We start from the raw sequence: 15,213 nt of genomic DNA, 5'->3' as shown, positions 1-15,213 counted from the left end.
CAGCATGACCGGGTACGCCAATTCCACGGCGCAGCCCCCTAAAGCCGAAGACGGCAACACCGCCACGCAGGCGGCGGTCAGCGTCGAGCTGCGCTCGGTCAACGGCCGCTTCCTGGACCTGTCCCTGCGCATGCCGGAAGAGCTGCGCGGGCTGGAGCCACAGCTGCGCGAGCTGGTGGCGGCGCGCTTCAAGCGCGGCAAGATCGAGCTGCGCATCAACACCCAGCGCGAGGCCGACGGCGGCTGGCCGCAGCCCCAGCCCGAGCAGCTCAACCGCCTGGCCAACCTGGAGGCCAAGGTGCGCGCCTGGCTGCCGCAGGCCGCGCCGCTGTCGGTCCACGAGGCGCTGAACTGGTGCAAGAGCGGCGGCGGCGCGGCGATGCCGCTGGATGCGGCCACGCTCGACGCCGCGCGGGCCTGCGTCGCCGGCCTCGCCGAGTCCCGCGAGCGCGAGGGCGAGAAGCTGGTCGCCATCCTGATGGAGCGCATCCAGCGCCTGCGCGAACTGGCCGACGAGGCCGAGCCGCTGCTGCCCGCCGTGGTCGCGCGCCAGCAGCAGCGCTTCCTGGAGCGCTGGCAGGAGGCGCTGGCCGCCACGGGCGCCCAGTCCAGCGTCCCGCCGGAAGCCCTGCAGGAACGGGCGCTGAACGAGGCGGCGGCCTTCGCCATCCGCATCGACGTGGCCGAGGAGCTCGCCCGGCTGCGCGCCCACCTGGACGAGCTGACCCGCCTGCTGAAGAGGGGCGGCGAGTTGGGCAAGCGGCTGGACTTCCTGATCCAGGAACTGCACCGCGAGGCCAACACGCTGGGCTCCAAGTCCGCCGCGCTGGAGCTGACGAACGTCTCGGTCGAGATGAAGGTCGCGATCGAGCAGATGCGGGAGCAGGTGCAGAACATCGAGTGAGCGGCCGCGGGCTGGCCGTCGTGGCTAGCGTCCCAGCTCGAACCGCACTTCGACACGGCGGTTCGGCAGCAGGCATTCCAGCAACGCCGCACGCGGCTTGACATCGTCGCACTGCTGCACCTGCTGCGTGTCACCACGGTACTCGTAGCGGATCTTGTCCGGGTCGATGCCACGGCTGACCAGCAGGTCGCGCACGGTCTGCGCCCGGCGCTGCGACAGGCGCTGGTTGTGGTCGGGGCTGCGGCCCTGGAGACGGTCGGCATGGCCCACGAGTGCCACGCCGGCCAGGCTCAGGTTCTCGGCCTCGATGGCCGCCAGCGCACGGTTCACGCTTTGCAGCGAGTAAGACCGGATGTCACCGTACTGGTCACGGTCGAACTCGAACAGCACATTGGCAATCAGGGGCCCGGCCGGCGCGGCTACCACCACAGGCGTGGCCGGACCGGCCGGCGCGGCCGGTGCCGCAGGCGTGGCCGTAGCTCCATGGCACTGGCGCGCCAGCGCCTCGGCATCGTTGACGAGATCCTCCGCGATCTCGATATACGGCCTGGAATGCCGCCACTGCTGCTGGTTGAACTCGTTGCCGGCGTGTACCAGTTCGACCTCGCCGCAGGCCACCTTCTGCGCGGCACAGGCGAAGCCCGCAGTCCCATGGATCGCCTTCAGTCGCTGCCACAGATCGGCACGCAGGTACTTGGCTTGATTGACCAGGGCCGTGTCGGTGGGAAGCGGCGAGACGCCGCTCTCCATGCCAACGATCAGCTTTTCCGACTCGGTCAGGGCCTCCTGCGGGAAGGCACTGCGGTCGTTGCGGGTGTATTCGTGGAAGGACACGTCCAGCCAGCACTGCGCCTTGGACAGGGGGTAGTCACGCACCGGCCGGCCGGCGCCGTTCAGCGCCTTGATCCGGCCTTGCATGGCTTCATAACCCTGCAGGTCGGCATGGATCGCCTCGTCGGTGATGCGCTGCTCCTGCGGCACCAGCCGGGTCTGCTGGGCTGCGGCGGTGCCGGTCATGACCACCAGAGCGGCAGCCGCCAGCAGCGTATGGGTCAGGTTGGAACGCGTTGTCCGTAGATGCATGGGGTCGTCCTCAGCCAGCCTGGTGGCGATCGCGCACCGGGTCCCGGCGGAAAAGGTTTTCGTCGAACTTGAAGCGCAGGCGCAGGAAGAAGCCCTGCTGGGTGTACTCGTAGCCGTCGAGGTCGCGGTCACCGCTGAAGCCGCTCCAGTTGTAGCCGGCGGACAGCCACAGGTTCTGCCGCAGCAGGCGGCCCAGTTCCACACCGTAGGCGTACTGGTTGGCGCCGGACTGGCCCCGGAAAGCGGAACCCAGCACGCCGACGTCCCACTGCTCGCTGACGTCGTAGACGATGCGGCCGGAAAGCAGCATCGCTCGGAAGCCGCTGTTGACGCGGCTGCCGTCGCCATGGGCGAACTGGTCACGCTGCCACTTGACGGCAATGCTCCCGGTCAGCCACCACGGCCGCGACGGATGCCAGTCGGCATGGGTGGAGACGATGTGGGCGCGGGTGCGTACGTCCTGGCTGCTGCCGTTGACCACCTGGCCGTTCAACAGGGTCAGGCCGCTTTCGTCGCGTTCGAGCTTGTACTCGTAGCGCATCAGCGCGTTGACCTGGTTGCGGTCGGTGTCGCGGTAGGCCAGGCCCAGCTGAAAGCGGTTCTGCAGGACGTCGCCGCGCGCCTTGTAGTCAGTCGCCAGCAGGTAGTTCCGGCCCAGCAGGGTCCAGTCGCGGTCGAGCTTGCGTGCCACCATGAACTGCAGCAGCGTGGTGTCGAACGCCTCGCTGGCCTCGGTGCGCGGCACATCCTCGGAGATGCGGTGCTCCACCCGCGCCGCCCCACGCCACAGCGGATTGACGCTGTAGTCCAGCGCCAGCGCCAAGCCGATGCTGTCGCCGGTGTTGCCAGCCATCACGTTGACCCGCTCCGCCGAGCTGCTCAGGCGCACGCCCTCACGAATGTCCCAGTTGTTGCGGATGCCCGAAGCGGCCTGCACGTCGCGGCCGCTGATGGCGTCGCGCAGCCGGTATTCGCTGAACACCTGGGTGTCGCGGACGTAGCTGCTGTCCACGCCGAACACCAGCGCATCGGCCTCGCGGTCGGTGGTCGTGATGCCATACGCGCTGGTCAGGCCGGTCTGCTTCTCGTAGCGGCCGTACAGGCGGCTGCGCTCGAACACCTGGTAGTCGACGCCGGCCGCGACGCGGTGACGCGCCTCGCCGCCAATACTCTGCTCGTACTCTGCGCCCCCACTGAATCGGTCGCTGAAGCGGTAGCCAAGGCCGATGCGGGCGCTGTCCGACGCCAACCTGGTCCCTGCCGGCAGGTCGCTGGTGATGACGCTGTCCGAAGCCGAGCCGTTGATGACCATCAGGCCCGTGGCCGGATCCAGCGCCTGCTGCCCGTAGCCCAGCGCACCGCCCCCCATACCGGTGGCGAAGCCGCCGGTCAGGCCGCCCAGTTGCCCGAACGGAGATCCCATAGCCCACGGCGAGGTCACGCCGACGGTTTCGCGGATGCTGCGCAGGCCGAAGTCCAGGGTCAGCCGCTCGGTGGCGCCCACGCGCACGCCAGCACTGCCGGCATCGCGCCGGCCTCCATCGGGGTTGCGGTCTTCGCTGCGCAAGCCCTCGGCGTACAGCTCCAGCCGCGGGTTGACCGCATAGCTCGCGCGGGCGCTGTATTCGCCACGGCCGCCATCAAGCGGCGAAGCCGGATTGTTGAACTCCGGATCCGTGCGGGCCGCGAACAGGCGCGCGTCGAACTTGTCGCCGTCATGGGCGAATTCGACGCGCCATGCATCGCCTTCCACTTCGCCCGCCATGTTCCGCAAACCCTGCGAGCCGACCTGGTTGAGCGAGTTGGTGTTGACCTCGCTGCGGGTGCGGGCGAACTCGGCGACCAGCGCGGTGCGAGGGCCGAAGCGATAGCCGGTATTGACGCTGGCCATCTTGAATTCCGCGAACGGGTTGCGGTCCTCCACCACCGACGCGCCCACCTCCAGCTTGTCGGTCAGCTTGAACTGGCCATCGGCGCCGAGCACCCAGAATTTCTCGCCCTGCTGGTCCAGTTCATAGGTGATGCGCAGCGATACCGGGTTCAAGTCGCTGTCGAAGGACGGCATGAACTGGTTCAGCAAAATGCGGCCGGAGAACGGCTCGAAGCTGTAGTCCACCAACCGCGCCAGCGGCCGCACCGAGACGATGCGGCTGGGCTGGTTGCGGTCTCGCACGATCACTTCCACCCGCTCGCTGCCCTCCAGCACCGCGTTGTTGCGCAGCGCATATGGGCCGCTGCCCTGGCTGCGGAACTCCTCGATGATCTGCCGCAGCGAATCCCTGATGGCGAACACGTTGGCGCGCACCCGCTCGCTCTCGAAGTGCCAGCCCAGGCCGGTGGCCGTGCGGTTGTAGGCGCTCAGGGCGCGTTGCGGGATCGGGCCGCTGCCGCCGGAGCCGGTGGCCGTGGCCAGGCCGTCGCCCGTCTGGAAGTCACCGTACAACAGGTAGCTGCGCTGCTTGTCGATGCGCACGTACAGCCGCTCAGCCGAACGCGCATCGAAGCCGCGCAGCGACGAGTCGCCATACACCGGGTAGAACTCTTCCGGGCGGATGTCGCGCAGCAGCCGTCCGCGCACCTCCTTGTCGGAGTCATAGGCGGCGGTCAGCAGGTATTCGCCCTTGATCTGGCCCTTGACGAAGAACGCGGTGCGCGCGGCGGCATTGGCTTTGCCGTTGTTGAACTGCTTTTCCCATCGGCGGATGTCGCGGTCGAAAGCGTCGTGGTGATCGACCGGGGAGATCAGCTTGGCATTGCCGCTGCGGCGGAAGTTGACGATGCCCTCGATCAGCCCGGTGGCCAGCATCTCCCGCATTTCCGGCAGGAAGCCGACCACGCCCTCGGCCGTCTGGCCGCCAGCCGTCACGCGCAGTCGCACGTCCTGCGGTTCGTGCGGCGCCAGCAGGTCGAACTCGGCCACGCCGTTTTCCACCGCCACCTGGATGCCCGGCATCACCTTGTCGGCATCGGCCGCGCCCGGTCCGAACTCATCGGTGGGCGCGCCTGACAGGCGGATGCGGCCTCCGCTGTGCTCGACGGTGAGGTAAGCCTTGCCAGCCAGCGGCTTGCCGTCCACGCCAAGCAATTGCACACGCACGTGTACCGGGGTCTGGCCGTCGGCCGGCACGCCGTCGCGGTCCACCTCCACGCGGACATGGTCGACGGCGCCGTTGGCGCTGTCATCGGCCTGCCCGGAACGGGCCGCAAGCACTTGCGCAGCAGCGCCGGTACCGGCCAGCGAACGCGGATACAGGGTGTCGGCATCGCCCAGCACCGAGGTGAAACGGGTGCGGGTGTCGACGCTCTGGGCCATGACCGGCAGCGTCGCCGCCAGGGCACAGGCCAACAGGCTCCAGCGCGGGGCCGGGCGCAGGCAGGTGCGGCGGCTCATGGCTGCACCTCCTGCGAAGCGGCGGTTTCTGGCTGTCTGGGCCTTGGCGCCACGATCGGTCTCTGGCTGGCCGAGTCCGTGGCCTGCTGCGGCGCGCGGAGCGGCTTGCTTTCGAAACGCAGTTGCGGCCGCCTGGCCTCGCTCTCCGGCGCACGCACCTCGCCTTGGGTACGGCGGGCCTTGACCTGCTCCATTACCGGATTGGAGCAACTGCCCTCGACGAAGTCGGCACGATGCAGTTCGCCGTTCTTGAGATCCAGGAACAGGCTGTCGGCATCGCCCAGGTTGCGGTTGCTGCTGGTGGTCATGCGCGAACCCTTCGGCAGCGTGGAGCCATCCACCTTCAGCGTGTGGCTCTGCGGCGTCAGGCCGCAGTAGCTGTACTTGCCCTCCGAATCGGAGACCACCCAGCTGCCGTTGGAGAAATACAGGCGCACGCCAGGGATGCCCAGTTCTTCCTCGTCCTGCACGTGGTTGAGGTTGCAGTCCACGAACACCTTGCCCAGCACGCAGGCTTCCTCGGTGAACACGCCGCCCGTCACGCGCACGCGGTACTCGGCGCGGTTGGAAGCCACCGAGCCCGGCAACGGCGTCAGGCCGGCCGGATCGACACAGCCGCCAGCCATGGAGCAGCCGTGTGCCTGGGCACGGTTGACGCCGTCCCCCTGCTGCGCCCCGACCCCCACGCGAACGCGGTAGGTCAGCACGATCTGCTGGCCCGTGCCCAGCGGCCCCAGGTCGAAGCCCAGCCGCGGGCCCGGGCGGCCCCGGGGCTCGGCCAGCGCCGCGCCGCCGGAGCGCGCGCTGCCTTCGATGTAGGTGAAGCCGCGCGGCAGGGTGTCGACGAGATCGACCGTCCGCAGCGGGCTGCCGGCGGTGTGGCGCACCGTGATCGTGTACTGCACGGTGTCGCCGATCTCCGCGATCCGGCGGTCGCCGGTCTTGGTGATGACGAGGCCCGGCGCCACCGACGCATCCAGCGGGATGTGGTTGTGGATGATGCCCACCGATCCCGAGCCGGAGAACAGCGTCAGCCAGTACTGCGTGGCCGTGCCCACCGGTCCGGTCGGTGCATCGGGCTGCGGCTGCACCAGGTGGTTGCTGCCCATCGGGCCCGTCGGGGACAGCGAGTCGCCCTGCGGCGGGATCACCCGCGACACGAATACGTGGCCGGCCGGCGGCGTCACCGTCAGGCGGAACTCGCAGCGCGCCGGCGCGCCCGGACCGAACAGGAACTGGTAGTAGCCATCGCTGCCGGTCGTCATCGAGATCGCCGTGCCGCGGACGGCATAGCCGCCGGCACCGGCATTGATCACCGCCTTCAGTGGGTCATAGCCCTGGCACGCGCCCACCGGCTCCAGGGTCACGATGGCGCCCGGCACCGGGTCGCGGGTGCTGGCGTCGTAGACCACGCCCGACGGATCGACCGGCAGGCTCTGCTGCGGCAGATGCCCACCCGGCTTGAGCACCACCTGGAGCTGGACGACGCCGTTCTCGCTGACGCGACAGGCGCTGGTGCCGCCGTTGGCGATGGCCGCGTCCGTATCGCAGGGCACGCCGGTGCCGCTGGCGGTTTCGCTGTTCACCGGCGACCCCCACAACACGCCCGAACCCGGGTCGCGGAACTGCAGGCGCCACGGCACGCCCGGCACCACGTCGGCAAAGCGGTAGCTGCCGTCGGCCCCGGTGGCGGTGCTCCGGACCACGGCCCGGGTCTGCGGGTCCACCAGTTCGACGCTCCAGCGCTGCAGGCGCTCGTCGCCGCCGTCCAGCCGGGCGTTCTCGCCGCCCCGGTCGAACCACACGGTGCCGCCGACCGACGCCGACAGCTGCACCTCGTTGGGCACGCGGCAGGCGTTGTGGAGGATGGCGGCGTCGCACACCGGCAGGTCCTCCACGCGGCCCTCGAACGCGGCGCGCTCCTGCCCCGTCGGGCGGCGGAACGGGCTCTCGCCGCCGCCCTCGACCAGCGCCGCGTCGTTCACGGTGCCGGCCTCCGCCGCGGCCGCCGAGACGTTCACCATCACGGTGATGTCCGAGGCCGAGGTCGCGCCGGCATCGATGACCTGCGCGCTGCGGCACTCGAAACGGGTATCGCCCGCCTCGCCTGTGCAGGCCCAGTGCGGGCCGGCCGGGACCGCCGCCAGCGTCAGGCCGGCCGGCAGGCGGTCCTGCACCAGGTATTCGCCGCGGGTCGGCTGATGGCCGCCATTGCGCACGCGAATCACGTAGGTGGCCAGGTTGTTGACGGTGAACCTGGCCGTGCCGGAAGAGATGCCGACCCGCAGGTCCGGCGAGTCGCCGGCTTCGCCGAAGTCGTTGTCGATCGACAGGCCGCCCGGCGGCAGCTCGATCTGGCTGATCGCGGATGGCGAGGTGGCCTTGTCCGTCGCCACGCCAACCGCAACGCCATCGACGGTGCCCGGCGTGGTGATGCCGTTGAGCGTCTCCGGCGGCTGCGCCGGCTCGGTCACGGTGTAGCGGCCCGGGCGCAGGCCCTCGAAGCGGTAGCGGCCATCGGCGCCGGTGGCCGTGCTCAGGCTCACCGGCCGGCCGAGGTCGTCGGTGCCGGTCAGTTCGACCACGACATTGGCGATGCCGCCCTCGCCGCCGTCGGCCACGCCGTTGTCGTTGGCGTCGTTGTAGACCCGGCCGGAGATCCCACCCGGCGGGAGCTCGCCGAAGTTGTTGCCGATGGCGTGCTGGTCGTGGCTCAGCACGACGGCGGTGACGGCCGAGGGCAGGCTGCCCGCCGGCGATCCGGTGCCCATCGCCGCGCCGCCGATGCTGCCCGCCACGGTCCGGCCATCGAGGGTGCGCGGCGGCTGCAGCGGCTCGGTCACCGCATAGCGGCCCGGCAGCAGCCCGGTGAACGCATACGCGCCCTGCGCGTCGGTCTGCACCTCCAGCGAGACGGGGTTGTTGAGGATGTCCGTGCCGGTCAGCTGCACGGTCACGCCGGCCAGGCCGGCCTCCTCCGCGTCGATCACGCCGTCGTTGTCCAGGTCCAGCCAGACGCGGCCGGAGATGGCGCTGCTGTTCATCGGAATTTCGCCGAAGCTGTTGCCCGTCGAATGCTGGTTCGCACCCAGCACGATGCCCGCGATGGCCGACGGCACCGTGCCTTTGCCCGTGGCCGTGCCGCCCAGGCTGCCGGCGGTGGTGTGGCCGTTCAAGGTGGCCGGCGGCTGGTTCGGCTCGGTCACCGTGTAGTGGCCCGGGCGCAGGCCGCTGAAGCCGTAGTGGCCGTCGGCACCGCTGGTGACGCTGAGGCTCACCGGCTGGCCGAGGTCGTCGGTGCCGGTCAGTTCGATCACGACGTTGGCGATGCCACCCTCGCCGCCATCGGCCACGCCGTCGTCGTTGGCGTCCTTGTAGACCCGGCCGGAGATCCCGCCCGGCGGGAGCTCGCCGAAGTTGTTGCCGACGGCGTGCTGGAGGTGGCTCAGCACGATCTGGGTGATGGCCGAGGGCAGGCTGCCCACCGGCGATCCGGCCCCCATCGCCGCGCCGCCGATGCTGCCCGCCACGGTCCGGCCATCGAGGGTGTGCGGCGGCTGCAGCGGCTCGGTCAGCGCATAGCTGCCCGGCACCAGGCCGGTGAACGCATACGCGCCCTGCGCATCGGTCGGCACCTCCAGCAGGACCGGGTTGTTGAGGATGTCCGTGCCGGTCAGGCGCACGGTCACGCCGGCCAGGCCGGCCTCTCCGGCGTCGATCACGCCGTCGTTGTCCAGGTCCAGCCAGACGCGGCCGGAGATGGCGCTGCTGTCCATCGGGATTTCGCCGAAGCCGTTGCCGGTCGAATGCTGGTTCGCGCCCAGCACGACGCCTGCGATGGCCGACGGCACCGTGCCCTTGCCCGTGGCCGTGCCGCCCAGGCTGCCGGCGACGGTGTGGCCGTTGAAGGTGGCCGGCGGCTGGTTCGGCTCGGTCACGGTGTAGGTGCCCGGCGGCAGGCCGTTGAAGCCGTAGTTGCCGTCGGCATCGGTGGTCACCGTGACCGGCGGGAAACCCGGGCCGCTGGTGCGGGTCAGGGTGAGCTGCACGCCGGCAATGCCGGTCTCGCCCGCATCGGCGAGGCCGCTGTCGTCCCGGTCCAGCCAGACGCGGCCGGACAGGGAGCCGCCGACCGGCATCTCACCGAAGTCGTTGTCGACCGACTCGGCGCCCACCGGCAGCACGATGCCGCCGATGGCCGAGGGCGTGGTGGCCGTTCCCGTGGCCGTGCCCACCAGGGTGCCGCCGATGCGGCCCGGCGTGGTGATGCCGTTGTCCGTCTGCGGCGGCTGGTTCGGCTCGGTCACCGTGTAGCTGCCCGGGCGCAGGCCGTCGAAGCGGTAGCGGCCGTCGGCCCCGGTGGTCGTGCTCAGGCTCACCGGCTGGGCGAGGTCGTCGGTGCCGGTCAGCTCGATCACGACGTTGGCGATGCCGGCCTCGCCACTGTCCACGGTGCCGTCGTCGTCGCTGTCTTGGTAGACACGCCCGGCGATGCTCCCCGGCGGCAGCTCGGCGAAGTTGTTCTGCACCGCATGCCGGCCGCTGCCCAGCGCGATGCCGCCGATGGCCGAAGGCACGGTGCCCGCACCCGTCGCCGTGCCGGAGGCGGTGCCCCCGACGACCTGGCCTGGCACGGTCTGGCCGTTCAAGGTGTTGGCCGGCTGATCCGGCTCGGTCACGGTGTAGGTGCCCGGCGGCAGGTTGCTGAAACCGTAGTTGCCGTCGGTGTCGGTGCTGGTGTCCCGGCTGATCGCGTTGCCGTCGGTGTCGGTGCCGGTGAGATGGATAGCCACGCCGGACAGGCCGGTTTCACCGGCATCGACGACACCGTCGTTGTCCAGATCCAGCCACACCCTGCCGCCGATGCTGCCGTTCAAGGCCGCCTCGCCGAAATTGAACTGGCGGCCGTTGCCGGTCAGCACGATGTTGCCGATGCGGTCGGTGGTGGCCGCGTCGCCCGCCGTGCCGGCACCCACCGTGCAGGCGCTGCAGTGGCTGCCGCCCACGGTGCCCGGCCGGCTCGCGCCGGGCTTGTTGACATGGCCCCCGGGCAGCGGCTGGCGCACGGCAAAGGTCCGGCCGGTGGGCAGCGCGCTGAATTCGTAGAAGCCCTCGCCATCGGTCAGGGTGGTGGCCACCTGCACATAGTTGCCGCCCTGAAGCTCTAGCAATTCCACCGTGGCGCCGGCAATGGGGGCGTCGCCGCTGCCTGCAACGTAAACGTCGTTGTCGATGATGTCGGCAAACACGTAGCCGGACAGGCTCAGCAGGTTCAGTTCAGGGAAATCGAACTGGACCCCGCTGCCATCGCGGCTCACCACGATGCCGCCGATGACGCTGGTGGTCGCGGTGTTCCTCGCCGTGTAGCCGCCCGCGGCCGGGGCCACGCCCGCGCTGCTGCCGTTGCGGTGGGCGCGCGGGGTGTTCGGCTGCGGCAGGCCGTTGTTCAGGCTGGCAGGCAGTACCGTGGCCTGGTCCTGGGTGATGGTGTAGCCGGCCGCGTCGGACGGCGGCAGATGGCTGAACTGGTAGTCGCCGTTTGTGCCGCTGGTGGTGCTCATGTCCACCGGGCTGCCGTAGGCATCAGTGCCCGTGACGCGCAGGGTGACGCTGCCGATCCCGGTATCGCCGGCATCCGCATCGCCGTTGTTGTTGACGTCCAGGAACACGCGGCCGCCCACGGTGGCGTTGCGCACCTGCACCGGGCCATCCTTGCCGTTGTTGCCGGATTGGCCGTCCGGGGCGCGCTCCACGTTCGAAGTGCCTCGCCCCGGCTCCACGCTGGCCCGGTTGTCGATGGCGGTCAGGTACGGGCCGGTGAACACGCCCGACCTGGGCCGGGCGTGCAGGACCAGGGTGTACTGGCCGCCCACCGGAAAGTAGCCGTCCACGTGGCAGGTGATCTCCTGGCGCTGACTCATGTTGACGACGCTGGTCACGCCGTTGGAGACGTAGCAGACGTTGTCCGCGTCCGGCGTCGGCAAGCTGCCCGCCACGGCCAGCTTGCCGCCTGCCGCGCTCAGCGTGGCCCCGCCACTGGCCTCGCCCACGCTCGGCACGGGGGTGCTCACCCACTCGAAACCGGCAGGCAGGGCATCGACCACCCGCATCCAGTGGGTCACCGAGGCGCCGTTGTTGCGCAACACGATCCGGTACGGCAGGGTCTGGCCGATGTCGACCGGCCCGTTCGCGTCCGCCGTCTTGCTCACCACTTCGAGGTCGGTGCGCGGGAACAGGAAGTCGGCCACCGAGGCGATGTTGTCCTTGGCCAGCGCCGGGTCGCTGCTGCAGCGACCGTTGACTTCATAGCTTTCGGTTTCGTCGGCGCAGACGTGAACGGCGTTGCTGAACTCCACCGTGTAGGCGCTTTCACCGCCGGGGGTGAGGGCCAGCTCGAAGTTCAGCTCCTGCTTGGCTTCGAGCTGGTCGAAGGTGCACACCACGTTGGCGCTGGGCTGCGCCTGGGTGCAGGCCGGCACCTTGCTGGCCAGGGTGTAGCCGGTGGCGGCCGGCACGCCGTTGATGTTCTGCGCCACGCCGTTGAGCGCCAGGGTGAAGCCCGCGGGCACGGTCAGGATGTCGGTCATCGTGATGACCTCGGCGCGCGACGGGCCGGCATTGCGGATGGTGAAGCGGTAGCGCAGGTCGTCGCCGGCCGAGAAGTTGCTCTTGCCGGCCGGGTACACCTGGGTCTTGCCCTGGAACAGGTCGAACGCCGGGCGGGTGACGTCCAGCTTGGCGCTGGCGGTGTTGTCGGCCAGGGCAACGCTGTCGCCGCAGCTGCTGGAGACCGGGCCACCGGGGCCGGTGTTGACGGCCCAATAGCCGTTGTGCTCCTTCGCGCGCCACTCGCACAGGCCGCCGCCCACCGTGGCCGTGGCCGTGTTGGTCACGTTGGTGTAGAGCATGTCGTTCAGGCTGGGCGGAATGGCCACGCCGGCATCGGGCTTCTTCACCCGGGCGCGAATCGTCACCACGGCCTTGTTCGTGCCGGTCAGATGCACACCGATGGCAAGCTGCGCGCTGTTGGTGCAGGAGATGGCGCCGCTGGCCAGGTTGCTGGCCGAGCAATTCATATTGCCCCCGCCCTCGACGCCGAGGATCTCGAACGAGGCATTGCCGGGCAGGCTGGCCGCGCCGGTGTTGATCTGGTCGGTGAGGGTCAGCTTGCCGGCAACGATGGGGTTGGGGCCCTGGTTGGTCGCGGTCAGCGTGTAGGTGACGATCTCGTTGAGCGAGGCCACCGGGTTGCCGCTGCTGCCCCCGGCCGGCATCCGCGCGGTTTCCACCGTCTTGGTGAGCGCGACGTTGACGCGCGGCTTGACCACCACGCCCGCCTGGGCAGAGAACGGCGCATTGCCCGGCACCACCTCCTTGCCGGTGCCGGTCCAGTTGCCCAGCTTGGCTTCGGTCGAATTGATCGAGGCGGTGTTGGGGATGGTGACGTCTTCGCCATTGGCGATGGCGAACGGGCGCCTGAGCGTGAAGGTCACCGCCACGGTCGCATTGGGCGGCAGGTTGCTGAGGGTGCATTCCTTGGCAACGTCGCCAAAACTCGCGTTGCCATTGGCGGTGTTTGCGCCGTTGGTGCCGTTCGTTCCAACGAACGTGCCGCCGGCCGGGTTGCAATACCCGCCGCCACCGGACAAGGTCGCGCTGCCCAACCCCTCCCATGCGTAGGCGATGAGCGGGGTGAGGTAATAGGCCGCGCCACCGGGATTGGGATTGGGCGGAGTGCCCCAGCCGGAGTAGCGGATCATGCCGAGGAAGCGCTCGCTCAGCACCAGCGAAGGAATGACCTGCTGGGCGCCGTTCTGCGCGTTGGACGGCGTGGAGATGAGCACCCGCCACTTGATTTCCTCCTGGTCGCCAGCCAGCACCGGCCGGTCGCCCGCGGTATGCCAGCTGGCGCCGCCATCGGTGGAGGCCTGCTTCTGCACGCGCACCAGCGCCTGGCCCCCGACCACGCCGGTGCCGGAAACCGAGACGCAGTCGCGGTATTCGTTCGGATCGCCCGGCCCCGGTGTCGGATCCTTGGGCCGCGGCCCCTGCGCATCGGTGCGGCCGAGCATGTTCAGCGCGGTGCTGCCGGTGCAGGCGTAGTTGGTCAGCGTGACGGGGTCGTTGCCAATGGCGTCGTCGCCAGCCACGGTGGTCCGGAATTCGAGCCTGCGCCAGGTGCCGCCGGAGGCGTGGAAGGCCATCGAATTGCCCCACTGGGCGCGGCCACTGCCGCCGGCGGTCGAGCCGTCGTTCTCGCAGAGGATCCGGCTGGTCAGCTGGGCCGCCACACCGGCGGGCGGGGTCTGCCCGTGCGTCGCGCTGCACGTCCAGCCGTTGCCGGACAGCACGACCGGCTGCCCGAGCCCCGGCGCGCCGGCACCGTCGGCAATGGCGCGCGGGTCGATCCAGTCCACCACCACCAGTTCGTTGCCCGGCCCCCAGGTGGCGTCCTCGGGGCCGTAGTTGGCGATATCGATCCTCGTGGTGATGTTCTGCCCGGCCACCCAGGGCGAGGCTTCCACGACGGTCTTGCTCAGCTGAAGATCCGCCGCCGACTCCTTGAGCTCGTAACTCACCGGCACGGCGTCGTTGGACGGATTGGACTCGTTGTGACCGCCCGGACCGACCACGCGGACGGGGAAATGCCCCGTTCGGTTGAGGTTGGGCAGGGTCAAGGAAATCGCGTGCAGCGTGCCGTGGTTGGGATTGCCCGGCCCCGGCAGCCCCATGGCCCCCGCCGGGCAGCTGACCCGCGTGCCGCTGTACGGCCCGGCCATCGACGCGGGCTGCGCGAAGGAGATGCCGCTGACCACGGACGAGGTGCAACCGGCAGGCAGGCTGCCCACGGCCATGTCCGCCGGAATGACGGTCTCGATCGACCCGCCCGCCGGCACGGCCAAGGGCCCGCCGTTGCGGGCCTGGATCTGCAGCGTCTGGGTGCTGTTGCCGGCCACGGGGATGCTCGGGAAGCTCCCCCAGGCCTGCAGGTCGCTGCCCGGCAGCACCGTCACCGTCACCTCGTCGCTGTTGTCGGACAGGTTCAGGTCGATGTAGGCCCCGCTGGCCTCGATCCGGGCCTTGTTGACGAGGGTGCCGGCGGCGGACGCCGTCCCCTGCACCGTGATGAAGCGGGTATTGAGGGTCGCGGCGGTGATGTTGGTGTAGATACAGCTCACCACGCGCGAGGCATTGGCGTTGGCGGCGGCGCTGCAGCTGGCATTGGTGCCGCTGGGGTTCTCGGTCAGCGTGAAGCCGGCCGGCAGCTCATCGGTGACGGTGACGGTGCCGCCGGCGGGCACGTTCATGCCGCCCGGATCGACCTTGGGGTAGAGGCGGAAAACGAGGGCCTCGCCGGCGAGCGGGTCACCCGCCGGGGAGAACTTTTCCTTGTTCACCTGCAGGTTGCCGGCATTGCGCACATTGCCGGACTGCATGATCGGATTGGCGTTGCCCGTGCCCTGGCTGACGATGTTGAAGGACGCCGTGCTCAGGCCCTTGAGCTGGAAGCGGAGCGTGCCATTGGCGGGCGGCACGACCACCGCGCACGTCAACACGCCGCCGCCGAGCGTGCAGCCGCTGGGCAGGGTCGCGGCCTGCACTTCCAGCGCGGCGGGAATCTGCACGGTGAAGGTGTCCGTCTGGCCGTTGTCCACGAACGCCCAGGGCACATCGACATCCACCACCTGGTTGACGCCGATGTCGGCCGGGTAGACCAGGTTGGTCAGGCCGATGCCGGCCTGCGCGGCGGGCGCGGCCAGCACCAGGGCGGCCAACAGTCCGGACAGCCGGACGGCAAGGCGGCAGCCACCCCACCCACGTGGGGCCTGCAGGC

Annotated in this window: 4 protein-coding genes; 1 reads left to right on the top strand and 3 read right to left on the bottom strand. The window is 69.9% G+C overall.

Annotated features, from left to right (window positions below; genetic code table 11):
• Nucleotides 1–4 precede the first annotated feature (4 nt).
• Complete coding sequence (locus QM788_RS12610; protein WP_415661825.1) at nt 5–904, top strand: YicC/YloC family endoribonuclease; 900 nt, start codon at nt 5–7, stop codon at nt 902–904.
• Nucleotides 905–928: 24 nt separating this feature from the next.
• Here the strand turns inward: QM788_RS12610 and QM788_RS12605 are convergent, their stop codons facing one another.
• From QM788_RS12605 to QM788_RS12595, 3 genes are read right to left on the bottom strand one after another with little or no spacing between them, the layout of a single operon-like run.
• Nucleotides 929–1,987: an OmpA family protein gene (locus QM788_RS12605; protein WP_415661824.1), complete on the bottom strand. Its 1,059-nt coding sequence runs from the start codon at nt 1,985–1,987 to the stop codon at nt 929–931.
• Nucleotides 1,988–1,997: 10 nt separating this feature from the next.
• Complete coding sequence (locus QM788_RS12600; RefSeq protein ID WP_415661823.1) at nt 1,998–5,378, bottom strand: hypothetical protein; 3,381 nt, start codon at nt 5,376–5,378, stop codon at nt 1,998–2,000.
• Nucleotides 5,375–15,154 (bottom strand): SdrD B-like domain-containing protein, encoded by a 9,780-nt coding sequence (locus tag QM788_RS12595; RefSeq protein ID WP_415661822.1) that lies wholly within the window; start codon nt 15,152–15,154, stop codon nt 5,375–5,377. The genes QM788_RS12600 and QM788_RS12595 overlap by 4 nt, the downstream gene beginning before the upstream one ends.
• Nucleotides 15,155–15,213 lie beyond the last annotated feature (59 nt).

Source organism: Roseateles sp. (genome assembly GCF_047654785.1).
Classification (GTDB): Bacteria; Pseudomonadota; Gammaproteobacteria; order Burkholderiales; family Burkholderiaceae_C; genus Pelomonas.
This window is presented reverse-complemented; position numbering and strand designations above follow the sequence as displayed.